This window comes from Streptomyces luteolifulvus (assembly GCF_008806595.1).
Taxonomy (GTDB): domain Bacteria; phylum Actinomycetota; class Actinomycetes; order Streptomycetales; family Streptomycetaceae; genus Streptomyces; species Streptomyces luteolifulvus.
Window position 1 is genome coordinate 226,124 of record NZ_VZRB01000008.1, and the last position, 25,918, is coordinate 252,041.

The 25,918-nt window shown below is 71.7% G+C and carries 22 protein-coding genes and 1 pseudogene; 18 read left to right on the top strand and 5 right to left on the bottom strand.

Going from position 1 to position 25,918, the window contains the following annotated elements; genetic code table 11:
- Positions 1 to 35: 35 nt before the first annotated feature.
- Complete coding sequence (locus F7R91_RS14915; protein ID WP_150948687.1) at positions 36 to 722, bottom strand: CPBP family intramembrane glutamic endopeptidase; 687 nt, start codon at positions 720 to 722, stop codon at positions 36 to 38.
- A 188-nt stretch (positions 723 to 910) separates the two neighbouring features.
- Between F7R91_RS14915 and F7R91_RS14920 the strand changes: the two genes are divergently transcribed.
- The 14 genes from F7R91_RS14920 (at position 911) to F7R91_RS14985 (ending at position 17,305) form a co-directional block, all read left to right on the top strand.
- Positions 911 to 2,653: a VanW family protein gene (locus F7R91_RS14920; RefSeq protein ID WP_150948693.1), complete on the top strand. Its 1,743-nt coding sequence runs from the start codon at positions 911 to 913 to the stop codon at positions 2,651 to 2,653.
- A 113-nt stretch (positions 2,654 to 2,766) separates the two neighbouring features.
- Entirely contained in the window at positions 2,767 to 3,042 is a 276-nt protein-coding gene (locus F7R91_RS14925) for a hypothetical protein (protein WP_150948696.1), read from the top strand.
- Positions 3,042 to 5,303 carry a heavy metal translocating P-type ATPase gene (locus F7R91_RS14930; protein ID WP_150948698.1) on the top strand — a complete coding sequence of 754 codons (2,262 nt, stop codon included), beginning with the start codon at positions 3,042 to 3,044 and terminating at the stop codon, positions 5,301 to 5,303. The genes F7R91_RS14925 and F7R91_RS14930 overlap by 1 nt, the downstream gene beginning before the upstream one ends.
- Positions 5,300 to 5,833: a copper chaperone PCu(A)C gene (locus F7R91_RS14935; RefSeq protein ID WP_150948701.1), complete on the top strand. Its 534-nt coding sequence runs from the start codon at positions 5,300 to 5,302 to the stop codon at positions 5,831 to 5,833. The genes F7R91_RS14930 and F7R91_RS14935 overlap by 4 nt, the downstream gene beginning before the upstream one ends.
- Positions 5,834 to 5,931: 98 nt before the next feature.
- Entirely contained in the window at positions 5,932 to 6,603 is a 672-nt protein-coding gene (locus F7R91_RS14940) for a hypothetical protein (RefSeq protein ID WP_150948704.1), read from the top strand.
- 181 nt (positions 6,604 to 6,784) lie between these two features.
- Entirely contained in the window at positions 6,785 to 7,471 is a 687-nt protein-coding gene (locus F7R91_RS14945; protein ID WP_150948706.1) for a sigma-70 family RNA polymerase sigma factor, read from the top strand.
- Positions 7,472 to 7,490: 19 nt separating this feature from the next.
- On the top strand, positions 7,491 to 8,555 hold the full coding sequence (locus F7R91_RS14950; protein WP_191971490.1) for an ABC transporter substrate-binding protein: 1,065 nt from the start codon (positions 7,491 to 7,493) through the stop codon (positions 8,553 to 8,555).
- Between the two features lie 2 nt (positions 8,556 to 8,557).
- Complete coding sequence (locus F7R91_RS14955) at positions 8,558 to 9,637, top strand: FecCD family ABC transporter permease (RefSeq protein WP_150948709.1); 1,080 nt, start codon at positions 8,558 to 8,560, stop codon at positions 9,635 to 9,637.
- Complete coding sequence (locus tag F7R91_RS14960) at positions 9,634 to 10,470, top strand: ABC transporter ATP-binding protein (protein WP_191971491.1); 837 nt, start codon at positions 9,634 to 9,636, stop codon at positions 10,468 to 10,470. Before F7R91_RS14955 ends, F7R91_RS14960 begins: the two co-directional genes overlap by 4 nt.
- Entirely contained in the window at positions 10,467 to 11,867 is a 1,401-nt protein-coding gene (locus tag F7R91_RS14965; protein ID WP_225320652.1) for an MFS transporter, read from the top strand. The genes F7R91_RS14960 and F7R91_RS14965 overlap by 4 nt, the downstream gene beginning before the upstream one ends.
- Before the next feature lie 16 nt (positions 11,868 to 11,883).
- A complete protein-coding gene (gene asnB / locus F7R91_RS14970) occupies positions 11,884 to 13,710 on the top strand; it encodes an asparagine synthase (glutamine-hydrolyzing) (RefSeq protein WP_150948712.1) in 1,827 nt (608 codons plus the stop codon).
- An 11-nt stretch (positions 13,711 to 13,721) separates the two neighbouring features.
- Entirely contained in the window at positions 13,722 to 14,984 is a 1,263-nt protein-coding gene (locus F7R91_RS14975) for a cytochrome P450 family protein (RefSeq protein WP_150948715.1), read from the top strand.
- A 23-nt stretch (positions 14,985 to 15,007) separates the two neighbouring features.
- Positions 15,008 to 15,940, top strand: a complete 933-nt coding sequence (locus F7R91_RS14980) for an L-tyrosine/L-tryptophan isonitrile synthase family protein (RefSeq protein ID WP_150948720.1) — start codon at positions 15,008 to 15,010, stop codon at positions 15,938 to 15,940.
- A 117-nt stretch (positions 15,941 to 16,057) separates the two neighbouring features.
- Positions 16,058 to 17,305, top strand: a complete 1,248-nt coding sequence (locus F7R91_RS14985; RefSeq protein ID WP_225320653.1) for a PP2C family protein-serine/threonine phosphatase — start codon at positions 16,058 to 16,060, stop codon at positions 17,303 to 17,305.
- 8 nt (positions 17,306 to 17,313) lie between these two features.
- Here F7R91_RS14985 and F7R91_RS14990 read toward each other — a convergent pair whose 3' ends face one another.
- Entirely contained in the window at positions 17,314 to 17,955 is a 642-nt protein-coding gene (locus tag F7R91_RS14990) for a PaaI family thioesterase (protein ID WP_225320654.1), read from the bottom strand.
- 34 nt (positions 17,956 to 17,989) lie between these two features.
- The gene (locus F7R91_RS14995) at positions 17,990 to 18,289 is read right to left on the bottom strand and encodes a putative quinol monooxygenase (protein WP_150948728.1); all 300 of its coding nucleotides are present in this window, start codon (positions 18,287 to 18,289) and stop codon (positions 17,990 to 17,992) included.
- Between the two features lie 141 nt (positions 18,290 to 18,430).
- Here F7R91_RS14995 and F7R91_RS15000 point away from each other — a divergent pair, with 141 nt between their 5' ends.
- A complete protein-coding gene (locus F7R91_RS15000) occupies positions 18,431 to 19,390 on the top strand; it encodes a GlxA family transcriptional regulator (RefSeq protein ID WP_150948730.1) in 960 nt (319 codons plus the stop codon).
- 32 nt (positions 19,391 to 19,422) lie between these two features.
- Here the strand turns inward: F7R91_RS15000 and F7R91_RS15005 are convergent, their stop codons facing one another.
- On the bottom strand, positions 19,423 to 20,442 hold the full coding sequence (locus F7R91_RS15005) for an aldo/keto reductase (protein ID WP_150948732.1): 1,020 nt from the start codon (positions 20,440 to 20,442) through the stop codon (positions 19,423 to 19,425).
- A gap of 152 nt (positions 20,443 to 20,594) precedes the next feature.
- Between F7R91_RS15005 and F7R91_RS15010 the strand changes: the two genes are divergently transcribed.
- Both F7R91_RS15010 and F7R91_RS15015 read left to right on the top strand, forming a co-directional pair.
- Positions 20,595 to 21,185: a TetR/AcrR family transcriptional regulator gene (locus F7R91_RS15010; RefSeq protein ID WP_150948734.1), complete on the top strand. Its 591-nt coding sequence runs from the start codon at positions 20,595 to 20,597 to the stop codon at positions 21,183 to 21,185.
- A gap of 107 nt (positions 21,186 to 21,292) precedes the next feature.
- The gene (locus F7R91_RS15015) at positions 21,293 to 22,186 is read left to right on the top strand and encodes a universal stress protein (protein ID WP_150948736.1); all 894 of its coding nucleotides are present in this window, start codon (positions 21,293 to 21,295) and stop codon (positions 22,184 to 22,186) included.
- Positions 22,187 to 22,209: 23 nt separating this feature from the next.
- Here the strand turns inward: F7R91_RS15015 and F7R91_RS15020 are convergent, their stop codons facing one another.
- Entirely contained in the window at positions 22,210 to 23,235 is a 1,026-nt protein-coding gene (locus F7R91_RS15020) for a 6-phosphofructokinase (protein WP_150948738.1), read from the bottom strand.
- 372 nt (positions 23,236 to 23,607) lie between these two features.
- Between F7R91_RS15020 and F7R91_RS15025 the strand changes: the two are divergent.
- Positions 23,608 to 25,911: pseudogene (locus F7R91_RS15025) on the top strand (FdhF/YdeP family oxidoreductase); the annotation flags it as partial.
- Between the last annotated feature and the right edge of the window lie 7 nt (positions 25,912 to 25,918).

Genomic DNA, 25,918 nt, shown 5'->3' on the forward strand with positions numbered 1-25,918 from the left:
CAGCGCTTGATCCTGTGCGTTCACGCCGCACGCCGCTACCCGGGGGCCGCCCATGCCAGCGCGTAGCCGAAGCCGTTGACCGACCAGTGCAGTGCCGCCGGGGCCGGCAGGCTGTCGGAGCGGCGTCGCAGCTCGCACAGGATCACCCCGGCGGCGACCATCGCCACGACGGCCGCCGCGACGGTCGCTGCCGCATCTGCCGAGCCGCTTCCGAAAGCCGTTGCGACGGCGGTGTTGGAGCGGTTGAGTCCGCGGGACGGCAGCAGATGCCAGAGGCCGAAGAGCAGTGACGACACCGCGGTGGCCCATGCCGTTCCGTACCGGCGCCGGAGCATGGCCCACAGAACACCGCGGAAGGCGACCTCCTCCAGCAGCACCGTGCCGAACGGGACCCGCACGAACACCCGCCACATCAGCTGCCCCGCGGACAGGTCGACGGCCCGGGCATCCCGGAACGCCTCTCGGCCGGCCGGAACGGCGAGAAGGAGCAGGAAGACGATGAGGACGGCGCCGGCCAGGAACGGCGCCCACCGCAGTCCCCGGCGCACGGCCGCCGCGTCCAGCCCCAGATCGGCCGAGGTGAGACCGTCCCAGCGGGCGATCAGCAGCAGTACGGCCGTCGCGGTCGCACACGTCAGCACGTACGCGTAGGGGCCGCGCGCGAGCCAGTTGTTGAGCAGGTTCGCGGCGACCAGGACGAAAACGACAACGACGATGCGCATCCCGAGTCCAGGATCCTCCGTCGGGGCCACGGGTCCACGGGTCCACGGGGCTCTGGCCGGCGGCCGACCCCGGGCGTGATCTGGGTCATACGTGCTTAACATCGGGTTTGAGTAGCTTGGGGTGCTTGCCCTGTACGTGGCGTTGTGCCGTTCGATGCATCGCCTACTGATCCCCGTCCGGGAGACCCATGCGCCCCCGAATAGCCTCCGTGCCGCCCCTCGCTCTGACGGGCGGTGCGCTGACCGTCGGCCTCGGCGGCTTCTATCTGGCCGCGCTCCTGCTCACGGGTGGTGACATCGAGGCGGGTACGACGGTGCGCGGGGTGGACATCGGGGGCCTCAGCCGTGCGGAGGCCATCCGCAAGCTGGACCGTCACCTGGCGGCGGCCGGCGCGCGGCAGCTGGCCGTGAAGGTCGGCGACCGCACCGGCACCGTCGACCCGCGGCAGGCCGGACTCACCTTCGACGCCGAGGAGACCGTCGACCGGGCGGCGCGCACCGCCTCCGATCCGTTCAGCGTGATCGGCGGGGTCTTCCGCTCAGGGGGTGATATCGAGCCGGTCGTACGCCTCGACGAGGGCAAGGCCCGCACCGCTCTCGGGAAGCTGGCGAAGTCGCTCGACAACACGGTCCGTGACGGCGCTGTCACTTTCGTCAACGGCCGGGTCGAGCAGGTCGCGCCGCGCACCGGCCACGCACTGGACGTGGACACCGCGGTCGGCACCCTGCGGACGTCCTTCCTGCGGGGCGCGGCGGACAAGGTCACGGCCCTGCCCGCCCGCGAGACCGAGCCGAAGGTCACGGCGGAGGAGGTGCGCCGAGCGGTGCGCGACTTCGCGCAGCCGGCCATGTCGGCGCCCGTCACGCTCACCGTCGACGGCAGTCGGTTCACGATCAGCCCTGCCGTTGTGGGCCGGCACCTGACGCTGGGGCCGGACGCCTCCACCGGCAGGCTGACACCGAAGCTGGACGCCAAGGGTCTGCGCACCGCCCCCGAGGTGGCCCGCCCCCTTGCCGGCATCACCACCACGGCGCAGAACGCCGGACTGGGACTGGACGGCGAGAAGGTCGTCGTCGCCGACGACGCCCGGACCGGCGTACAGATCACCGACAAGGCGCTGGGCCGGGCCGTACTGCCGCTGCTCACCAAAGCGGGCGCCGCCCGCACCGGGGAAGTGGCCGCGCGACGGATCCTGCCGGAGGTGACCGCCGAGAACGCGGCGCAACTGGGGCTGACGGAGCGGATGTCCTCCTTCACCGTCCACTTCGAACCGGCCGCGTACCGCACGCACAACATCGGGCGGGCCGTGCAGCTCATCAACGGCTCCCTCGTCAGGCCCGACGAGACATGGAGCTTCAACCGGACCGTGGGTGAGCGCACCGAGGCCAATGGCTTCGTCGAGGGCATCATGATCCTCGACGACCAGTTCACCAAGGCGTCCGGCGGTGGTGTCTCGGCCGTGGCCACGACCGTGTTCAACGCGCTGTTCTTCGCCGGGGTCCAGCCCGTTGAGCACGGCGCCCATTCCTTCTACATCGAGCGCTACCCGGAGGGCCGTGAGGCCACGGTCGCCTGGGGCAGCCTCGATCTCCGGTTCACCAACGACTCCGGCAACGCGATCTACATCCAGGCCGAGTCCACCGACACATCGGTGACCGTCACCTTCCTCGGCACCCGGAAGTACGACGAGATCAAGTCGGTCAAGGGGCCCCGGACCCAAGTGAAACAGCCGGAGGAGAAGGTCAGCACCGACGAGAAGTGTGTACCGCAGACCCCGCTGGAGGGCTTCGACGTCACGGTCGAGCGAGTCTTCTACGACGACGGGAAGGAAGTGAAGCGGGAGCCGTTCCGTACCCACTACACGCCGCGTGACGAGATCACCTGCGAGGACCCCCAGCGATCCGAGGCGCCGGACAAGGGGAAGCCGTGATGTGATGCGCGCCACATGCCCGCCCTGGAACTCCCCTCCAGCCTCACCCGACTCCTGAAGCAGCACGGCTCGGATCGGCCGAGGTCGTGCCCTGTGACCTGGAGACGCGGTTGATGGACGAGCCCCGGCAATCTTCCCCCGGAGCGGGTGCGGGCTTCCGGAGGCTTGTGCCTCCGCCTGCGCTCTGTGGCTTCCTCCTGCTGCTGGCACTGATGTTCACGGTGTCGTACGTCGTCGGCGCCGCCGCCGGTCCGGTGGCGCCCGGCATGCACGGCGACATTGGCGACAGCGGCGGGAGTGGCGGGGCGGACAGCGACGACATGGGCACCATGGACGCGGACGACATGGACGCGGGCGACACGGGCGGCCCGCTCGGGGCAGGCCACTGATGGGCACGGAATCCGTGACCGCCCTCGCGACAACAGATCTGATCGTCGGCGGCATGACCTGCGCTGCCTGCGTGAAGCGTGTCGAGAAGAAGCTCGGCAGGCTGGACGGCGTCACGGCGACCGTCAATCTCGCCACCGGGCGCGCCCGGGTGAGTCATCCGGTGGAGATCAGCTCGAAGGATCTTGTCGCGGCCGTGGAGAAGGCCGGCTACAGCGCCGCGCTCCCCGAGCCGCCCAGGAAGCCGCGGTGTGCGGACAGCGACAAGGCCCAGGAGCCCCAGGAGGCCCGGCGGGACCGCGACCGGCTGCTGATCACCGCCTTGCTCGCGCTTCCCGTGCTCGTGCTGTCGATGCTCCCCGGCCTGCAGTTCCGCAACTGGCAGTGGCTGTGCTTCGTGCTCGCCGCCCCCGTCGCGGTATGGGGTGCCTGGCCGTTCCACACACGGGCGCTGCGCGGGCTGCGGCACTCGGCGGCCACCATGGACACGCTGGTCTCACTGGGCGTGGCGGCGTCCTTCTCGTGGTCCGTGTACGCGCTCTTCTTCGGGGGCGCCGGCGATCCCGGTATGCGGATGCCGTTCAGCCTCGTGCCGTCCGCCTCGGACGGCGTCGCGCACCTCTACCTCGAAGCGGCCGTCGGCGTACCTCTGTTCGTGCTGGCGGGCCGCTTCCTGGAGGCGCGCGCCCGGCGCGGGACGGGGGCGGCGCTGCGGTCGCTCGCCCAACTCGCCGCCAAGGAAGTCTCCGTACGGGAACGAGGCGTCGAACGGCTCATCTCCATCGAGGAGTTGGGCGCAGGTCAGGACTTCCTCGTGCGGCCCGGCGAGCGGGTCGCCACCGATGGGCGGGTGGTCGAGGGCGGTTCCGCTGTCGACCTGTCCCTCGTCACCGGGGAGACCGAGCCGCTGGAGGTCGGGCCGGGCTCGGCCGTGGTCGGTGGTGCCCTCAACGCGGGCGGGCTGCTGCTCGTACGGGCCACCGCGGTAGGCGCGGACACACAACTCGCCCGGATCACCCGGCTGGTGACAGAGGCCCAGGCGGGCAAGGCGCGGGCGCAGCGGCTGGCCGACTCGGTGGCCGGTGTCTTCGTGCCCGTCGTGCTGGCACTGGCCGTCACGACGCTGGGATTCTGGCTCGGTGCCGGGGCCGATCCGCAGGCGGCGATCACCGCCTGCGTGGCCGTCCTGGTCGTGGCCTGCCCGTGCGCGCTCGGCCTGGCGACCCCGACCGCCCTGATGGCCGCGACCGGGCGCGGGGCCCAGCTGGGCGTGCTCGTCACCGGTCCGCAGGCACTGGAGGGACTCCAGCACCTCGACGCGGTCGTCCTCGACAAGACCGGGACCGTCACCTCCGGCCATATGAGCGTCGCCCGGATCACCGCCGTACCGGACGGGCTCGGCCGTGACACGGTCCTGCGGCTGGCGGGGGCCGTCGAGCAGGGCTCGGAGCACCCGCTGGGCCGCGCCATCTCCGCGTGTGCCCGGCGGGAACTGGGTGAACAGCTGCCCCAGGTGGGCGAGTTCGGGGCACTGCCGGGGCGGGGTGTACGCGGCCGGGTCGACGGACGGTCGGTCGAAGTCCTCGCCCCGGACGACGAGTTGCCCGCCCCGCTCAGGGACGCGATGGCGGTCGCCGAAGCGGCCGCGCACACCCCCGTCCTGGTCCGCGTGGACGGGGTGGCGGAGGCCCTCGTGGAGGTCGGGGACGTCGTACGGCCCGGCAGCTACCGGGCCGTCGACCGGCTGCGGCGGCTCGGCGTACGCCCGGTGCTCGCCACCGGTGACCGGGAAGCCCCCGCCCAGGCGGTGGCCATGGACCTGGGCATCGACGAGGCGCACGCCCGCTGCACCCCCGAGGACAAGGCAGACCTCGTACGGGGCCTTCAGAAGCGGGGCCACCGGGTCGCGGTCATCGGCGACGGCGTGAACGACGCTGCCGCCCTGGCCCGCGCCGACCTCGGTATCGCCATGGGCAGCGGCACGGACGTGGCCATCGGAGCCGCGGACGTCACGCTCGTACGCGGAGACATCGAGGCGCTGGCGGACGCCGTCCGGCTGGCCCGGCGCACGCTGGGCACGATCCGCGTCAACCTTTTCTGGGCCTTCGGATACAACGCCGTCACCGTCCCGCTCGCCATGGTCGGCCTGCTGAACCCCATGCTCGCCGCCGCCGCGATGTCCGCCAGCTCGGTGCTGGTGGTCGCCAACAGCCTGCGGCTGCGCGGATGGCAGCCCGCGCCCGCCCGGAGGCGTACGCGATGACCGGACAGCATCGCCGGCCCATTCGCCGCCGACTGGAAGACACCCTGCTCGCCGCGCTCGCCCCGATCCTCGCCTTCAGCCTCGCCCTCGGTGGACTGACCATCTGGGCCGACGCCGGGAAGGCGGGCAGCCCGGCCCGGATCGCTGTCACGTCCGGGCGGGTCTTCCTGCCGTACGGCGACAGCACACAGACGGCGGCCTTCTTCGACATCACCAACACCGGTGGCGCGGACGACCGGTTGGTCGCGGTGACGTCCTCGGAGACCGGAGGAGGAGAGACCGGAGGAGAGATCGGGCTCAGCCGCCATCGCATGATCGGCAGCGGAGCGGCCTACCGGGACAGCGTGGCCTCGGCCACCGTGCCCGCGGGCGGCGAGCTGTCCATGTCGCCCCGAGGACTGGACGTCACGCTGCGGCCCGCATCGGGGTGGCGGGCGGGGGACCTCGTGTCGTTCACGCTGCACTTCGAGCACAGCGGGCCCGTCAAGGCCCTCGCGATCGTGGTCAGCCCGAGCGACCGGGCCTCTTGAGCACCCTGCGGATCACACGCGGTGGATCGCGTGTGGTCCCCGGTGTGTTTCCGTACCCCCGCACAACGGCCGCGTCCGGATGCGAGGATGAGGACGCCATGACAGCAGGGTGGTGTTCTCGCACGGTACGGGCCGCGGTGTTCGCGGCCGTGTGTGTGCTGCTCGCCGCCCTGGGTCACGTCCTGATGTCCGGGAGTGACGTGCCGGCCCGGACACTGGCCGGCGGCGGGGCCCTGACCGCTGTCGCGGGCTGGTGTCTGGCGGGTCGTGAGCGCGGGCTGCCGTTGATCGTGGCGGTCGTGGTCGCCGCCCAGACGGTGCTGCACGAGGCGTTCTCGTCGGCACAGTCGGCGTCCGGCGGTCCGGACCTCATGGACATGGGCTCCCTACCGATGGACTCCATGCCGAGGGGCTCCATGGACGGGGGCCACCTGGGCATGAGCCACACGGGCATCGGCCACATGGGTCACCCGGGGCAAACGGTGGGCGACGGTGGTTCGTCGTCGTTCGGCATGCTCGCCGCGCACCTGCTGGCCGCGCTGCTGTGCGGTCTGTGGCTGGCATACGGGGAGAAGGCCGCGTTCCGCATCCTGCGGGCGGTGGCCGGACGGCTGGCGGCGCCCCTGCGGGTGCTGCTCTGCCTGCCGGTCACACCGGGCCGTCCGCGCCTTCGGCTGCGCCGTCCGCGCTCGGACCGGGCGCCGGCTCTGCTCCTTCTCGTCCACGCCATCACCTCTCGGGGTCCTCCGGCGGGGACGGCTGTCGTCTGACGACAGCTGGTCACCCGAGGCCGCCCCTGCGTGCCTCGGGCCCCGGTCGTACGCCCGCACACACGCGTCGTAGCGCCATCGCGCCGCGGCGCCGCGACGTAGGGCCGTCCCCCCCACTCACCGGACCACCCGCGCCTTCGCGCGTCCGCGTCCGGATCACGGATCCCGAGAAGGACACCTGGTGATCACCTCTGCCCTGCCCACCTCGCGCCGCACACCCGACCCGACGGCATCGGCCGACGAATCGATCACCGCATGGGCGCTCGCCGCCCGAGGCGGTGACGCGGCTGCCGTGGATCAGTTCGTACGGGCCCTGCACCGCGACGTCCAGCGCTACGTCGCCCATCTGTGCGCCGACCCGCAGGCGGTCGACGACCTCGCGCAGGACACGTTCCTGCGGGCACTCGGCAGCCTGCACCGCTTCGAGGGCCGTTCCTCGGCGCGTGCCTGGCTGCTGTCCATCGCCCGCCGTGCCGTCATCGACAACTACCGCTACGCCGCCACCCGGCCCCGGCTGTCCGACGTGGCGGACTGGCAGGTGGCCGTCGAGCGGACCCAGCCGCAGAACATCCCCGGCTTCGACGACGGCGTCGCCCTGCTGGATCTGCTGGCTTCCCTGCCCGACGAGCGCCGGGAGGCGTTCGTCCTCACTCAACTGATCGGCCTGCCCTACGCGGAGGCCGCCGAGGTCAGCCGCTGCCCGGTCGGCACGGTCCGCTCCCGCGTGGCGCGGGCCCGGGCGACCCTGATGGACCTCCTGGACGAGGCGGACGAGCCCGCACTGGCAGCAGTCCCCAACTGGCGGGAACTCAGGCGGGGTTCGTCCCGACTACTGGACCGGGTGACGGAAGTTCGCCCGCGTACCTAGGGGATCGGGGAGTTGTTCGATGCGTTCTCGTGCATGGGGCGGTGCCGCTGCCGTCGTACTGACCGGGCTGCTGGCGGCCGGCTGCGGCGGCGGAGAGAAGGAGGCGACGGACGAGAGTGCCGGGAAGTCCGTCTCCGGTGCCCACCCGGTCTCCGTCACCGACTGCAGGGGCGTCAGGACCACCTTCTCCAAAGCGCCCGAGAGGATCGTCACCAGCAACGCCTCCAGCCTTGAACTGCTGCTCCGCCTCGGCGCCGGCGACCGGGTGATCGGCACCGGCTTCCCGCCCGGCAAGGGCACCCTGCCCGGCGAACTCGACGCCGAGGCGCAGAAGGTGAAGGTGCTCAGCGACACCGTCATCCCGAAGGAAAAGCTGCTCGGCTCGGGTGCCGATCTGTACCTCGACACCTTCGCCTCGATGACCATGGGCGGCGGCATGGGCGATGCCCCGACCGAGGAGGAGTTCAAGGCCGCCGGGATCAAGCACATGTCTCTGAAGTCCACCGCCTGCGCCGCCACCGGCAAGGGCGCGCTCACCGATCTGTCCGCCGTCGAGGCCGACATCATCTCCCTCGGCGCGGTCACCGGCACCGGTGCGAAGGCGAAGGAACTCGTCGCCGGGATGCAGCAGACGGTGGACTCCGTCCAGAAGGCGGTCCGCGGCACGGCACAGAGCGCGCGGCCGACGTACTTCTTCTTCGACTACGACGCCGGCACCAAGCAGCCCACCGTCGTCTGCAACCGCCAGATCGCCAACGCCGTGATCACCCTGGCCGGCGCACGCAACGTCTTCGCCGGCTGCGACGGCGACCACCAGCAGGTCGGCTGGGAGGACGTCATCGCCAAGAACCCGGACTGGATCCAGCTCGCGGTCCGCAACCGCGGCAGCGAGGCGGCGAACGACACGGCGTACGACGAGGCCGAGAAGTGGCTGAAGTCCAACGCGGCCACCAAGGGCCTCAAGGCGGTGAAGGAAGGCCACTTCCTGCGCATCGGCTCCGAGCGGACCACCATCGCCGGCGTCGGGAACGCCGACACCGTCGAGACCATCGCCAAGACCCTCTACCCGGGCAAGGTCGGCTGACCGTGGCCTTCACACCGGTGCGCCGGAAGGCCGCGGACCCCGAGGCCTCTCAGACGCGCACTCTGCCCGCCGGGCCGCCGGCGGCCGTCCTGGGTGTGGCGTTACTGGCCGCGCTGACGGCCGCCGTGGCATGGGGATCGACGGCCGTCCCGCCCGCTGAGGTGTGGAGCGTGGTGTGGCGGCGGCTGTCCGGCGAGCCGGCACGCCCCGGAACGAACGACCTGATCGTGTGGCAACTCCGCGTCCCGCGCGCCCTGTTGGCCGCTCTCGTCGGCGCGGGACTCGGCCTCGTCGGTACGGCGGTGCAGGCGCTGGTGCGCAACCCGCTCGCCGACCCCTACCTCCTGGGCATCTCCAACGGCGCCTCCCTCGGGGCGGTCGCCGCCATCGTGCTCGGCCTAGGGGCGGGCGGGACCCTGGGCCTGGGCCTGTCCGGTGCCGCCTTCGCCGGAGCCCTGGCCACCTTCGCGCTCGTGTGGGCGGTGGCCCGGCGCGGCGGGGGCTTCGCCCCGCTCCGGCTGGTGCTGGCCGGGGTCGCGATCGGCCAGTTCCTGTCCGGCTTCACCAGCTATCTGGTGCTCCGGGCCGGGGACGAACAGCAGACGCACAGCGTGCTGTTCTGGCTCATGGGCAGCCTCAGCGGAGCCGACTGGGAGCTGCTGGCGGTCCCCGCGGTGGCGGTTCCCCTCGCCGGGCTGTGGCTCCAGGCCCGCGCCCGCGGTCTGAACGCCCTGCTGATGGGCGACGAGACGGCGGCCGGCGTCGGGATCGACGTGACGCGGCTGCGCCGCGAGCTGTTCGCGGTGACCAGTGTGCTGACCGGCGTCCTCGTGGCCGTCTCCGGCGCGATCGGCTTCGTCGCGCTGATGGTGCCGCACGCCTGCCGTCCGGTCGTCGGCGGCGACCACCGACGGCTCCTGCCCGTCTCCGCGCTGTTCGGCGCCCTGCTGCTGGTCGTGGTCGACATCGTCTGCCGTACCGCGATGGACACACAGGAGCTGCCGGTGGGTGTGGTGACGGCGCTGCTGGGGGCTCCGGCCCTGCTGTATCTGCTGGACCGGCGCCCGGGGAGCGGCAGTTGAGGATCGACATCGAGGACCTTCAGATCGCCTACGCAGGCCGTACGGTCGTCACGGGCGCCCATCTGGTGGCGGCCGAGGGCGAGATCACCGGCCTGGTCGGGCCCAACGGCAGCGGCAAGTCCACCCTCCTGCGCACGGTCTACCGGCATCTGAAGCCCGTGGCGGGCCGGGTGCTCCTCGACGGCGCGGACATCCGGGAGATGACCCCGGTCCGCTCGGCCCGGCATGTGGCCGCGCTCCCGCAGGAACGCGGCGCCGACTTCGAGCTGACCGTGCGCGAGGTCGTCTCCATGGGCCGTACGCCCTACAAGCGGGCCTTCGCCGCAGAGGACGCCGCCGACCGGGACATCGTGGCCCGCGCCCTGGCGGACGTGGGCATGGACGGGCACGCCGGACGCCGCTTCACGGCCCTGTCCGGAGGCGAGCGCCAACGGGTCCTGCTGGCAAGGGCGTTCGCCCAGGACCCGGACGTCCTCGTCCTGGACGAGCCGACCAACCACCTCGACGTCCGCCACCAGGTGGAGCTGCTCGCCCTGCTGCGCACCCAGCGCCGTACGACCCTCGTGTCGCTGCACGACCTCAACGCGGCCGCCTCGGTGTGCGACCGGCTGCATGTGCTGCACGCCGGAACCGTGGTCGCCTCGGGCCGGCCGCGTGACGTCCTCACACCAGGGTTGATGGCCGAGGTGTTCGGTGTACGGGCGGCCGTCGTCGACCACCCGTTGACAGGGGACCCGCTGATCGCCTTCGACCATCGTGCCCCGGCCGACGACGAAGAAGCCGGACGTGTGGAACGAGGCAGCCCGCCCTCGAAGGCGAGGGCGGATCGGTGACCCCTCACGATTCCGGCCCGGAACAGCCCGGTCACCCACTGGTTCGTGAGGACCGCCGGCTGCTGGTGGCCGTGTCGGGCGTGCTGGCCTTCGTGGCGATGCTCGACATGAACATCGTCAATGTGGCCCTGGCGGACATCGCCGACGGACTGCAGGTGTCCGCCGCGACCGCCCAGTGGGCGGTCCTGGGGTATCAACTTCCCGTCGTCGCCCTGCTGTTGCCCGTCGGGCAATGGCTGGACGGCGTCGGCACGCGTTCCGCGGTGATGCTGTCCATCGTCGGCTTCGGCCTGTTCAGCGCGCTGGCGGCCGCCGCGCCCTGGGCGGCCTGGCTGATCGCCGCCCGGCTCGTGCAGGGCGCCTTCGGGGCCGCCCTGTTCGTGCTGATGCCGGTGCTCGCGATGCGCTCGGTGCGTCCGGAGCTGCGGGGGCGGGCGATGAGCGTGCCCGCGACCCTGGGTCCGCTGGGCGCGGTGACCGGACCGGCGGTGGGCGGGCTGCTGCTGGACCACTTCGGCTGGCACGCGGTCTTCCTCGTCAAGATCCCCTTCTGTCTGCTCGCCCTCGCCGTGGCGTGGCACGCGATGCCGGGGGACGGCCGACTGCGGCGGCCCGATGGCCGATCACTGGCGGACGCCCTGCTGGTGGCCGCCGGCGTGGCCGCCCTGCTGCTGGCGCTGACCCTCGCCTCGCACGAACCGTGGTGGCTGGGGCTGGTGCTCGCCGCGATCCCACCGCTTTGGTGGTGGCTGCGCGGCCCGGGTGGGCGTCCGGTGACCGGCGTGCTGCGCGTCTCGGGGCTGTTCCGGGCGCACGGGGCAGTGCTGTCGCTCGGGGCCGGTTTCGCCGCCCTGCACTACGTCGTCGCCCTGCACCTCCAGCGCGACCACGGCGTCAGTGCCACGACGACCGGGCTGACCGTCCTTGCCTTCCCGCTCGGTATGGGCCTTGCCGGGCCACTGGGCGGACGTCTCGCCGACCGGTACGGCGCCCGCCCTGTGGCCGGCGCCGGCGCCGCCCTCACCGCGGCCGGCCTGCTGCTGCTCGTCCCGCTGGGGGAGGGCTGGGCACCAGGGGAGGTGGCCTGGCGGCTGGCCCTCGCCGGCGTCGGCATGGGCCTCAACGGCGGCCCCACCCAGGCCCTGGTCATGAGCGCGGCCCCGGTGGACCGCCTTGCCACCGTCGGCTCGACCGTGCAGCTCGCCCGCAGCCTCGGCTTCACCCTCGGCCCCGCCCTCGCCACCGCCGTGTGGGGCCTCGCCGGTCCTGACAACGGCGTGCACGCCGGCATTGCGCTGGCGGCCGCCGCTGCCTGTCTCGCCGTACCCCTCATCGCAGTGCCCGGCCGGTCACGGGCTCCCGTGTCCGAGCAGCCCACCGACGCCGCCCACATCTGACCCAGGAGACACCCCCATGTGCGGAATCACCGGCTGGGCGTCCTTCCCTCACGACGCCCGTCCGCAGGCCCCGGTCATCGAGGCCATGACCGCCACCCTCGCTCGGCGCGGCCCCGACGCGGGCGGCGTCTGGCTCGGTGAGCGAGCCGCGATCGGTCACCGCCGCCTGGCCGTCATCGACATCGCAGGCGGCACCCAGCCGATGACCGACCGGCCCGACGAGCCGACGGTCGTGCTCGGCTACAGCGGCGAGGTCTACAACCACCACGCACTCCGCTCCCAACTCCGCGCCCACGGCCATCACTTCCGCACCCGCAGCGACACCGAGGTGGTGCTGCGCGCCTACATCGAGTGGGGTGAGAGGGCCGCCGAGCACTTGGACGGCATGTTCGCCTTCGCCGTCTGGGACGAACGAGAGCAGCGCCTGCTGCTGGTCCGCGACCGCCTCGGTGTGAAGCCCCTCTTCTGGGCCGCCGTCGACGGCGGCCTGGCCTTCGCCTCCGAACCCAAGGCCCTGTTCGCCCACCCGGAGATACGGCCCCGCGTGGACGCGGACGGACTGCGGGAGGCGTACAGCCTGCTGTTCAACACCGGCCCGACGATCTGGTCCGGAGTGCGCGAGGTCGAGCCCGGCCATCTGCTCGTCCTGGACCGCGACGGCATGCGTGAACGCCGCTACTGGCAACTGGAGGCCAGTGCCCACGAGGGCGACCGGGATGCGACGGTCGAGCGGGTCGGTGAGCTGGTCGGGGCGGCGGCCCGCAGCCGGTTGGAGGCCGACGTGCCGCTGTGCAGCCTGCTGTCCGGCGGCCTCGACTCCACCGTCCTGACCGCCCTGCTCGCCGACGAACTCCGGCTGCGCGAGGGCCCGGACACCCGGATCCGTTCCTACGCCGTCGACTACAGCGACCAGGCTGGACAGTTCACCGGCGATGTGCTGCGCACCGGCCACGACACTCCGTACGCCATCGAAGCCGGCACCTTCATCGGCACCGACCACAGCACCGTCGTACTGGACCCGCGAACCCTGCTCGACCCCGAGCACCGCAGGGCGGTCGTCGTGGCGCGGGACTCGCCCATCGGTGTCGGGGACATGGACACCTCGCTGTATCTGCTGTTCGGGGAGATACGACGGCACTCGACCGTCGCGCTGTCCGGCGAGGCGGCGGACGAGGTCTTCGGCGGCTACCCATGGTTCCACCGTCCGAAGGCGCTCGACGCACAGACCTTCCCGTGGCTGCTGGTCACCGGCGACGAGGCCGCCATGCCACTCAACCCCGAACTCGACCTGCGCATCGGCGAGTTCCGCGACGACACCTACCGCACCGCGCTGGCCGCTGTACCGCACCTGGACGGCGAGACCCCCGCCGAGCACCGCCAACGCGAGATGCAGCACCTGTCCCTGACCCGCTGGCTGCGCCAACTCCTGCACCGCAAGGACCGCTTGAGCATGGCGCAGGGTCTGGAGGTCCGCGTCCCCTACTGCGATCACCGCCTCGTCGAGTACGCCTTCACCACCCCCTGGGCGCTGAAGAGCTTCGACGGCCGGGAGAAGAGCCTGCTGCGCGCCATGGGCGCCGGTCTGGCCCCCGACTCGGTGCTGTACCGCCCCAAGAACCACTACCCGGCCACCCACCACCCCGACTACACCCGCGGCCTTCAGGACATGGCCCGCGAGGCCCTGGCCATGGAACAGGTCCGCGCTCTCGCCGACGAAACCCTGATCAAGCCCTGCCTGGACACCCCGCCCGACCGGCTGGAGTGGGGCCACCGCCTGCGCCTCGAACGCGTCGTCGACCTCTCCCTGTGGCTGGACCACCACCGACCCGAACTCGCTCTGTGAGGAGCCCGCCCATGACCCTCCACGAACCGATGCCCGCGACCGACGCGGAACCCCTGCCGGACCCCGTCCCGCTGATGGGCTGCCCCTACAAGGCCGACCCCTACCCCCTGTACGCGCGGATGCGCGAGGCCGGGCCGGTCCACCGCGTCCTGTTCCCCAGCGGCGTCCAGGCCTGGCTCGTCACCGGCTACGACGCCGCGCACTTGGCGCTCAACGACGACCGCCTCGGCAAGAACCACGACCGCGGGAACGACCGCTGGCGCGCCCGCGCCTCGATCATGCCCGAGCCGCAGCACTCCCAGCTCCAGGTCCACCTCCTGCACCAGGACCCGCCGGTGCACACCCGCATGCGGCGCTTCGTCACCGACGCGTTCACTCCGCGCCGCATCGAGGAGCTCCGCCCCCGCTTCCAGGAGCTGGCCGACGCCTTGGTCGACGCGCTGCCCGAGGCCGGTCCCGCGGACCTGGTCACCGGCTTCGCCGCCCACTTCCCCTTCCAGGTCCTCGCCGAGGTCATCGGCCTTCCGCCGGAGCTGTCGGCACGCTTCGACCGCGACTGGGGCAAGGTCGTCCAGCCGGTCGGCCCCACCGATCCCGGACGTCCGCTGTACGAGGCCCGCCTGCACGGCCTGCAGAGCTATATCGCGGACGTCGTCACCCACCAACGCGAACACGGCGGCGACGACCTGCTCGGCCGACTCGTGGCCGCCCGCGACCGCCGCGAACTGACCCGGGCACAGCTGGACTCGATGATCTTCCAGCTTCTCGTGGCGGGCCAGGAACCGGTCACCAACCAGATCGCGACCGCCCTGATCGCTCTCTTCCGCAACCCCGACCAGCTCGCCCGCCTGCGCGACGACCCGGACCTCCTGCCCCGCGCGGTCGAGGAACTCCTCCGCTACGACAGCGCCTTCGAGCTGACCACCTGGCGCTTCTTCGACCAGGACAACGCTCTGCACGGCACCGGGGTACCGGCCGGGGACTCCGTGATCGTCTCCCTGTGCGCCGCCAACCGCGACCCACGCCGCTTTCCCGACCCCGACACCCTCGACCTCGACCGCACCCCCAACCCGCACCTCGCCTTCGGTCACGGCATCCACTTCTGCCCCGGCGCCGCCCTCGCCCGCGCCGAACTCCGGATCGCCCTGGGCACCCTGCTCGCCCGCCTGCCCGGCCTGCACCTCGCCATCGACGACGCGGACATCGAGTGGATCCCGGCCGTCCTGGGCCGCGGCACCGACCATCTGCCCGTCGGCTACGACCGACGCCTCTGACAACCGCCTGCCGGAGACCTGCCATGCCGCTGACGACCACGTCCCCCACGCGCACCACGAGCATCAGCGCCGCGATCCTGAACCTGCTCCTGCCGTGGCACCGTACGACCGACCGGGCCCCCGCCACCGCGCAGGAGTTCCCCCACCAGCTGCGCCGCATCGCCGACTTCGTACGGCAGGGCGCCCCGGTGGTCTTCACCCTGCCCGGATTCCCCTGCAAGTCACCCAACCCCGCCAAGGTCCTCGGTCACCTCCCCGACCGGGGCGAACGCCTCTCGCTCAGCTTCCTGAACGCCCTGTGCGGCGACATCGAACGCCTCTACCCGCCCGGCGCCCAGGTGATCATCTGCTCCGACGGGCATGTCTTCGGTGACCTCATCCACGTGTCCGACGCGCACATAGACGCCTACGCCGACGAACTACGAATCCAGATCGGCCGATTGAGCCTCTCCAGACTGTCGGTCTTCGACCTGCGCGACGTCCTCGGCGACCTGCCGCACGCCATCAAACGCGCCCACGTCCACGCCCGCCACGCCCCCGCCCTGAACGCCCTGCGCGCCGAGATCCGTGCCGACGCCCAGGCCCTCGCCCTCTACCGCGGCATCACCCGCTTCCTCGTCGAGGACACGGCCGACTGGACCGGCACCCGCTCGGCCCTGCAACGCGTATGCCGGCAGCGCGCGTACGGCGTCATCCAGCGCAGCCGCGCGTGGGGCGACCTGATCGCCGAGCAGCATCCGCACGCCGTACGCCTGTCCATCCACCCCCAGCCCGTCGGAGCCCCCAAGTTCGGCATCCGCCTCCTCAATGCCCCCGACGCCTGGACGACCCCCTGGCATTCGGTCGCCCTGCGCCGCAGAGACCTGAGCTGGTCCCTCATGCCCCGTCATACCGCACGGTGTATGGGGCACCTGGTCGAACGGGGCGGCAGGCCGAGCCACTACGAAGAGAGGTGAACCGCGGCTGCACCCGTTTGCTTCTCTTGCAGGTCAAGGCGCATTCACCGAGCCCAGGCATGCTTGACGTGGCCATGGCATGGCTTTCATGGGGCTCCCCGTTAGGGTGGCAGTGTGGTGGACTGGTCACAGCCGTTCAGACCGCCGACGGTGGATGCCGTCGGCGGCGCCGCGTCTGCCCGGGAGACCCGGCCGCCCGCGGTGTCGGCCGCGCTGCGCTCAGCGGTGGGCGGGATCGGCACGACGCTCGACGAGAACACCACCTGCGCCGAGCTGACCCGGGTGGCCGTGGCGCAGGCCGGCGGTGCGGCGGCGGTGCTGAGCGTCAGCCGGGAGGCCCAGACGGAGTACCGGGCCGTCAGCGGAAACCAGGAGCTGCTTCCCGACGCCCAGCAGGTCGCGGCGGCGGCACGAGAGGCCGCGGACCTGGGGGAGAACAAGGCCGTCCACCAGAAGTCCGGCGGCCCCCGGACCGCACTGTGGGTGCCCCTGACCACCGCCGGGCATCACTACGGGGTGCTGGTGTGCGCCCGTGCCGAGGCGGCGTACACCCGTGCCGAGGCGGAGTTCATGACGTTCCTCGCCGAACACGCGGCCTCCCACATCCGGCACGCCCGGGAACACGACGCGGTGAGCAGCATCATCGGCAAGCTGCAGCGGGCCCTGCTCGCCGAGCCGGGCCGACCGCACCCCAACCTGGACGTCGCCATCCGCTATCTGCCCGTCGGGGACAGCGCTCTGGTCGGCGGCGACTGGTGCGAGACCATCCGGCTGCACTTCGGCCGTACGCTGCTGGTCGTCGGTGACGTCATGGGGCACGGCCTGGAAGCCGCCGTCGACATGAGCGCGTACCGCTCGGCCCTGCGGTACATCGCCTCCGCGGACCTGCCACCGCACCGGGTGCTGCGCCAGCTGGACACCATGGCCTCCGAGGAGTCGGACCGCAGGCCCGCCACCTGTCTCATCGCACAGATCGACCCCAACCGCAGCCAGGTGACGATGGCCAGCGCCGGGCACCTGCCGCCGGCCGTGATCGACGCGGAGGGCCGTACCTCCCTGCTGCCGGTGCCGGTCGGCCCCCCGCTGGGCACCGGGCTGGGCGGCTATGAACCGGCCACGTTCCGGCTGGACCCCGCCCAGACGCTGCTGCTGTTCACCGACGGGCTCGTCGAGCACCGGAGCGAGGACATCGACCAGTCCCTGGACCGGCTGGCCGGCGTCGGTTTCAAGGCCGGATCGGACGTCCAGGAGGTCCTCGACACCGTGCTCGCGCGTCTGGACGCACGCCACGCCGAGGACGACGTCGCCGTACTGGCGGCCCGGCTGCAGCATCGCTTCGGCTACCCGCAGGACACCCGGGGCTGAGCCGCCTCTCAGGCCGCGCCGGGCAGTGCGAAGACGGCGCACGTGGCCGTCCCGTGCGCATACAGCCTGCCGTCCGTCGCTCCGACGATCCGGGCCTGCGCGGTGGCCGTCGTCCGGCCGACATGGACGGCCCGGCCCTCGCAGCGCAGCGTGGGTGTGTCGGCCAACACCGGCCTGACCAGGTGCACGCCGAGCTGGACAGTGGTGTACGCGCGACCGGCCGGCAGGGCCGTCAGGACAGCCGTCCCGAGCGCGGAGTCGAGAAGCGCGGCCATATAGCCGCCGTGGACCGTGCCCATGGGGTTGAAGAGGTGCTCCCCGGGTTCGCCCTCGAAGACGGCCAGCCCCTCCTCGGTCGCGGTCAGCCGGAAGCCGAGCGTGCCGCAGATGGGGGCTTCCGGCAGGCTTCCGTCGAGACTCGTCCGGGCCAGCTGGAGGCCCGTACGGGCACCGGCGGCCGCGTAGCCCTTCGGGGGTTCCCACGTGTGTGTGCGAACGGGTCCCGGCGGGGAGGGCCGGGCCGGCCGGTGCGGTACCGGTGGTGGTGCGGTCGTGCGTGGCAGGCTGCGCCATGGTGCGGTCCGTCCTTCCGGCGGCCCCGGTGCCGGGGTCCGCGGTCGATGGTGGTGCGGGACGCCGGGCGGCGGCACGGTCCGCGCGCTGCCGCCCGGCAGTGCGGGACGGTCAGGGAAGCTTGACCGCCAGGAGGTCGACCGGCCGGATGTCCGGCGCCTCGCTGAGCATGGTCGGGGCGGCCTCCATCAGCGCGGCGGCGATCCTGCCCTTGAGGTGTCCCTGGCGTCCCTCCTCGTCGTCGAAGGAGTCGAAGATCCCGAAGGTGGTGGCGCTCTGCCGGAACGCGAACCAGGCGACGGTGCGGTCCTCCTGCTGCGCGAGCTGGAGCGCGTCGCGCAGCAGAGCCTCGACCCGGTCCGCGTACTCGGGCTTGGCCTCGATCCGTACCAGCAGTCCGAGCTTGTTCATGGTGCACTCCCGATGTGTGGTGGTCGTGGAAGGTGCGGTGCCGGTACCGGGCACCGGATCTCGTCCGGACGTCTACGAATCTAGGCCGCGGCGATCGCCTCACCCAGCGTCGGAAACGACGTGTCCGATATCGTTTCCGACATGCATGTGGCTGTGCTGGCATACGACGGTGTCTTCGACTCCGGGCTCGCCGCCCTCCTCGATGTGCTCGACGGGGCGAACGCGATGCGCGACGAGCTCCCGGAGCCGCCGCCCGCCTGGACCATCACCAAGATCGGCTTTCGCCGGCGGATCCGCACGGGAGCGGGGCATCTGGTCGACACCGTCCCCGTCGGCGCGGCGCGGGAGGCGGATCTGCTGCTGGTGCCCGCTCTGGCGGAGCGGCGGCCCGACGCCCTGATCGCCCATGTCTCGGGTGCGGAATCCACGCCCGTCCGCCGGCTGGTGGCCGCGACCCGTGAACGGCGGACGCCCGTCGCGTCCGCCTGCACGGGCACCTTCCTGCTGGCCGAGTCGGGCGTCCTCGACGGGCGCAGCGCCACGACGAGCTGGTGGCTCGCACCGTACTTCCGCAAGCGCTACCCGGCGGTCACGGTCGACGAGACACGCATGGTCACCACGTCCGACGGTGTCACCACAGCCGGAGCGGCGTTCGGACATGTCGATCTGGCGCTCGCGATCGTACGGATGAGCAGTCCCGTCCTGGCCGACCTGGTCGCCCGCTATCTGGTCGTCGACGAGCGCCCCTCCCAGGCGGCGTACACCATCTCCGCGGCCCTCGCCCAGAGCGACCCGACGCTCGCGGCCTTCGAGCGCTGGGCCCGGGTGCATCTGGACGAGCCGGTCTCGATCGCCGACGGCGCACGGGCCGTCGGCGTCAGCGAGCGCACGCTCCAGCGGGCCGTGCGCCGCACCCTCGGCACGTCACCGGTCGGCTTCCTCCAGGACCTGCGCGTCGAGCGCGCCGCCCATCTGCTGCGGACCACCGATTTGCCCTTGGAGGTCATCGCCCGCAAGGTCGGCTACGAGCACGCCAACACCCTGCGCGTTCTGCTCCGCAAGCGCACCGGAGAGACGACGAGCGCGTTGCGCGGACGGTGACGTTCCCCGGGCCCGGGGGCGCAAGAGGGTGATCAGCGGCGCCGCAGTGACGGGTCGAGCAGCGAGGGCGGAGTGTCGTACTTCTCGTGCGCGGCGAGATCGACACCGGGGGCGACGATCGCGTCGATCGCGTCGAGCACGTCGCCCGGGAGCACCGTGTCGGCGGCGGCGAGCTGCGCGTGCAGATGGTCCAGCGTGCGGGGACCTATGAGGGCGCTGGTCACGGCGGGATGCGCGGTCACGAAACCGAGGGCGAGCTGGATCAGCGTCAGGCCGGCTCCGTCGGCGACCCCGGCCAGCCGCTCGACTGTATCGAGCCTGGCCCGGTTGACGGGGAGGGCGGTGTCGAAGCGTTCCGGCATGAACGTGGAGCGGCTGGTGGTGATGTCCCGGCCCGCGCGGATCGCCCCCGACAGCCAGCCCGAGGCCAGCGGGCTCCACACCAGCACCCCGAGCCCGTACTCCTCGGTCACGGGCAGGACGTGGGTCTCGATGCCGCGCTGAAGGATCGAGTAGCAGGGCTGTTCGGTGACGTACCGGCTCAGGCGGTGCTCACGGGCGGCCCACTGTGCCTGCACGATGCGGTGGGCCGGGAAGGTCGACGAGCCGAAGTAACGGATCTTTCCGGCGCGCTGCAGGTCGGTCAGCGCCGACAGCGTCTCCTCGTCGCCGGTGCTCGGGTCCCACCGGTGGATCTGGTAGAGGTCGATGTGATCGACACCGAGGCGGCGCAGGCTGTTGTCCAGCGCGGTGACCAGCCAGCGGCGTGAACTGCCCCGGTGGTTGCGCTCGTCGCCCATCGGCATGTTCGCCTTCGTGGCCAGCACGATGTCCTCGCGGCGCCCGGCGATGGCCTTGCCGACCATCTCTTCCGACTCGCCGTCGCTGTACATGTCGGCGGTGTCGATGAGGTTGATCCCGCCCTCGAGGGCGGCGCCGACGAGGGCGGTGGCCTCGTCCTGGGTGGTGCGCCCGATCCTGCCGAAGTTCATCGCGCCGAGCGCGAGGGAGCTGACCTGTACTCCGGTGCGGCCCAGGGTGCGGTACTGCATGACCTGTTCCTCCATTGCGAGTGAAACGGGGTGAGCGTGCGCGAGTGGTTGGCGGGCCCCCGCTCTGCCATCATGAGCAAGCGGAACCTCGTTCCGGAACGATACGGAACCCTGTTCCGTTTATCAAGTACGACAGCAGGAGGAGTGGCGCGGTGAACGACGGCGACGACGGCGCGGGGCGCGCGGCCCCGTCCCAAAGGAAGGACGCCCGGCGCAACAAGGAGGCGCTGCTCGACGCGGCCGCCGCGGTCTTCGTCGCGTCGGGCGTGGAAGCGCCGGTGCGCGACATCGCGGCCGCGGCCGGCGTCGGGCTGGGCACGATCTACCGCCACTTCCCGACACGGGCGGACCTGATCATCGCCGTCTACCGGCACCAGGTGGACGCCTGCGCCGAGGCGGGTCCGGCCCTGCTGGCGACGAGCCCGACCCCGTACGCGGCACTGGAGCAATGGATCAACCGCTTCGTCGATTTCCTGGTCACCAAGCACGGACTCGCCGCCGTGCTGCAGTCCCACAACGTCGGCTTCGACACCCTGCACGCCTACTTCATCGACCGCCTCGTGCCCGTCTGCACCCAGTTGCTCGAAGCCGCAGCCGCCGCCGGAGAGATCCGCTCCGACCTGGAGGCCTACGAGCTCATGCGCGGGGTCGGGAACCTCTGCATCGGCGAGGAGAGCGATCCCCGCTACGACGCACGCCGACTGGTCGAACTCCTCGTCGCAGGACTGCGCCGGCCGCGCTGACCATGCACTGCGGGGGCCGGGCCAGGCGGGCCGTGGAACAGTGGACGGCGAGGGCACGGGCCGTGTGGCGCCTGCGGAGGGTGCACGCGGGTGAAGGAGGACACGCGATGAATCACCCTGTGCTGGCGGGCGTCGACGGGTCCACGGACAGTGCGGCCGCCGCGGACTGGGCGGCGCGGGAGGCGGTTCTGCGAGGCGTTCCGCTGCGCCTGGTCCATGCTTCCCCGCTGCTGCCGGGCACGGCCGGGGCGGTTCCGGCCGTGGACAGGCTGCATGACATGGGGGAGCGGATGCTTCTGCGGGCGGTGGCCGAGCTCAGCGACCGCTACCCGGACCTCGAAGTGCGGGGCGAGCAGGCCGACGAGGCCCCGGCCGCGGCACTTCTCGCCGCGGCACGGTCCGCCGGGGTCCTTGTCGTCGGCGCCCGGGGGACGGGCGGCTTCGAGGGTCTCGCGGTCGGTTCGGTCGCCCTGCGGATGGCGGCGGCAGCCCCGTGTCCCGTGGTCCTGGTGCCCCAACGCCCCGCCGGGACCTTCGGGGACGGAACGCTTGGGGCACGCGGCGCCGCCCCGGTGGTGGTGGGGTGCGCGGCGCCTCACCCGTCCGGCGAGGCGGCGGCTGTCGCGTTCTCGGCCGCTGAGGCACGCGGAGCGGATCTGCTGGCGGTGCGCGCATGGGCGCTTCCCGCCGAGTCGGTGTCTGCCGGCACCCTCGTGGTGACCGAGGAGGACCGCGCCACGTGGGAGGACCAGGAGGTCCTGCGGCTCTCCGACGACCTGCGCGCATGGCAGGAGAAGTATCCGCAGGTGACCGTCCGCACCGATGTCAGGCTGCTGCATCCCGCGGAAGCGCTCCTGAACACCTCGGAGGGAGCGGAACTGCTCGTCGTGGGCCGGCGGATCGATCCGCGGGCGGCGGAGGGCCGGCTGGGCCCGGTCGCTCACGCCGTACTGCACCACACCCGCTGCCCGGTGGCGGTCGTACCGCACGCCGACCGATGACCGACGTCCGACCCGCTCGCAGATCAGCCGAAGAACACCTCGAACTCGTCGTACAGCGACGGATCGACCTTCTTGGTGGTCGCCGTGGCCTCGGCGAGGGGGAGGCGGACGATCTGTGTGGCCTGCAGGGCGACCATCACGCCGTAGTCACCGTCCTTGACCGCGTCGACGGCGTGCAGTCCGAAACGTGTGGCCAGCCAGCGGTCGAAGGGGCTCGGCGTGCCGCCGCGCTGGATGTGACCCAGGACCGTGGTGCGGGCGTCCTTGCCCGTGCGCTGCGCGATCTCCTGGGCCAGCCACTCGCCGATGCCGGACAGACGCACATGACCGAACTCGTCCAGCGTCTGGTCCTTGAGGATCATCTGTCCTTCCTGGGGGACGGCCCCTTCGGCGACCACGACGATCGGCGCATAGTTGATCTTGAATCTGCTCTTCACCTGCTCACAGACCTGATCGATGTCGAAGGGCCGCTCCGGGATGAGGATCACGTTGGCGCCGCCCGCGACACCGGCGTGCAGGGCGATCCAGCCGGAGTGCCGCCCCATCACCTCCACCACCAGGGTGCGCATATGTGACTCGGCCGTGGTGTGGAGGCGATCGATGGCCTCGGTCGCGATACCGACGGCCGTGTTGAAACCGAAGGTGACATCGGTGCCGGACACGTCGTTGTCGATGGTCTTCGGCACGCCCACCAGATTGATCCCCTGGCGGCTCAGTTCGGTGGCCACACCGAGCGTGTCCTCGCCCCCGATCACGACGAGCGCGTCCACCTCGTGCGCCGCAAGCGTCTCCTGGATGCGCCGCAGCCCGTCCTCGTGCTTGAGCGGGTTGGTGCGGGAGGAGCCGAGGATGGTTCCGCCGCGGGGCAGGATCCCGCGCACGCTGGAGATGTCCAGCGGTACGACATTGCCCTGGAGCGCGCCGAGCCAGCCGTCCCTCAGCCCCACGAACTCGAAGCCGTACTGCTGGACGCCCTTGCGGACGACGCTGCGGATCACCGCATTCAGGCCGGGACAGTCACCGCCGCCGGTCAGCACTCCGACCTTCATGGCTTCCTCCCAGATCGAGTCCGCTGGAGGGGGGCCCTTGGACCGGCCCCCTCCAGCCTCCCTCCATTCGATCCGCGGTGGCCACTCCACACTCGCCCTGTGGTCCGGCCGGCCAAGGCCGACTCCTTGACAAGGGACAGAGGCGACCCCAGACTTTCGTTGCGCTTCATGGAATCTGTTTCGTAATACGCATCGATGCATCAAGGTCGGTGTTCGACGCGCTACGGGTGACTGCCCGCTGGGCAGCCGAGGCGGCGGCCCCGGCTCAGGCGCCCCTGCACTGAAGGTCGGTGGCGGCCGGGCGCGGCCGGCATGGCGCACAGCAGCAGCCCTGTCGACATATCGCTACATATCGATCAGGAGAAAGCATCCATGGCACGCAAGGCCCCGCGCGAGGACCCCGGCGAGGACGCACCGGAGGTGACCCCGCCCAAGAACTGGGCCGCAGGGATCCCCGCGGTGACCCATGCGCTGCGCATGGGATACGACCAGATGGGCGTGCGGCGCACCGCACTGACACTGCTCAAGGTCAACCAGAAGGACGGCTTCGACTGCCCCGGCTGCGCCTGGCCGGAGGGCGATCACCGCAGCACGGCGGAGTTCTGCGAGAACGGCGCCAAGGCCGTCGCCGAGGAGGCCACCGTACGCCGGGTGACGCCCGCGTTCTTCGCCGCGCACCCGGTGGAGGAGCTCGCGGGCCGCAGCGACTACTGGCTGGGCCAACAAGGCCGTCTCACCGAGCCGATGTACAAGCCGGCCGACTCGCAGACGTATGTGCCGGTCACCTGGGCGACGGCGTTCGACATCGTCTCCCGGGCACTGAAGGCGCTGCGCAGCCCCGACCAGGCCGCCTTCTACACCTCGGGGCGGACCTCCAACGAGGCCGCCTATCTCTACCAGCTCCTCGTCCGGCAGTTCGGCACCAACAACCTGCCCGACTGCTCCAACATGTGCCACGAGTCGAGCGGTTCGGCGCTCACCGAGACGATCGGCATCGGCAAGGGCAGCGTCCGCCTCGACGATCTGTACTGCGCCGACCTGATCTTCGTCGTCGGGCAGAACCCCGGGACCAACCACCCGCGCATGCTGTCCGCGCTGGAGAAGGCCAAGCGGCGCGGCGCGCGCATCGTCGCGGTGAACCCACTGCCCGAGGCCGGGCTGCTGCGCTTCAAGAACCCGCAGAACGCCCGCGGTGTCGCAGGCGGCGGCACGCCTCTCGCGGACCGGTTCCTGCAGATACGGCTCGGCGGCGACCTGGCGCTCTTCCAGGCGCTGTCCCGGCTGCTGCTCGACGCCGAGGACACCGCGCCCGGCACGGTCCTCGACCACGACTTCATCACGTCGCACACCGACGGCTTCGAAGACTACGCCGACCAGCTGCGCAGACTCGACCGGGACGACGTCGCCGAGGCGACCGGGCTCGCCCGCGACGCCATCGAGGCCACCGCCCGCGATGTCATGTCCGCCCGGTCGGTCGTCGTCTGCTGGGCCATGGGCCTGACCCAGCACAAGCACTCCGTGCCCACCATCCGCGAGGTGGTCAACTTCCTGCTGCTGCGCGGCAACATCGGGCGCCCCGGCGCAGGAGTGTGCCCCGTGCGCGGTCACTCCAACGTGCAGGGCGACCGGACCATGGGCATCTACGAGAAGCCGGCGCCGGAGTTCCTCGACGCGCTGCGCGACGCATTCGGATTCGACCCGCCCCGCCATCACGGATTCGACGCGGTGGACACGATCCGGGCGATGGGTGCTGGCGAGGTGAAGGTGTTCTTCGCCATGGGCGGCAACTTCGTCTCCGCCGCACCGGACACGGCCGCCACCGAGCGGGCCCTGCGCACGTGCCGGCTCACCGTCCAGGTCTCCACCAAGCTCAACCGCTCCCACGCCGTCTGCGGCCGCGAAGCCCTCATCCTCCCCGCCCTCGGCCGCACCGAGCGGGACCGAGGACCGGACGGTGTGGACCGGTTCGTCACCGTCGAGGACTCGATGGGGATGGTGCACGCCTCCCGGGGCGGGCTGCCACCCGCCTCCCCGCACCTGCTCTCCGAACCGGCCATCGTCTGCCGGCTGGCACGCAGCCTCTTCGGCGCCGAGAGCTCAGGCGCCGCCGGCGTCCACGTGCCCTGGGCGGACTTCGAGGCCGACTACGACGCCGTCCGCGACAGCATCGCCCGGGTCGTGCCCGGCTTCGCGGACTTCAACGCCCGGGTGCGGCGCCCAGGCGGCTTCACCCTGCCGCACGCCCCGCGCGACGAACGGCGCTTCCCCACCCGCACGGGCAAGGCACACTTCACGGTCAACCCGGTGGAGGTGCTGCGCGTCCCGCCCGGCCGGCTGCTGCTGCAGACGCTGCGCAGCCATGACCAGTACAACACCACGATCTACGGCCTCGACGACCGCTACCGCGGCATCCGCACGGGCCGCCGGATCGTCTTCGTCCACCCCGACGACCTGGCGGAGCGCGGAATCGCCGACGGGCGGCTGGTGGACCTCGTCAGCGAATGGCCGGACGGCCCGGAGCGGCGGGCGGAGGCTTTCCGCGCCGTCGCCTACGACACACCCCGCGGCTGCTGCGCGGCGTACTTCCCGGAGGCCAATGTGCTCGTGCCGCTCGACTCGGTGGCCGACACCTCCAACACGCCGACGTCCAAGAGCATCGTCGTACGACTGGAGAGCCATTCCC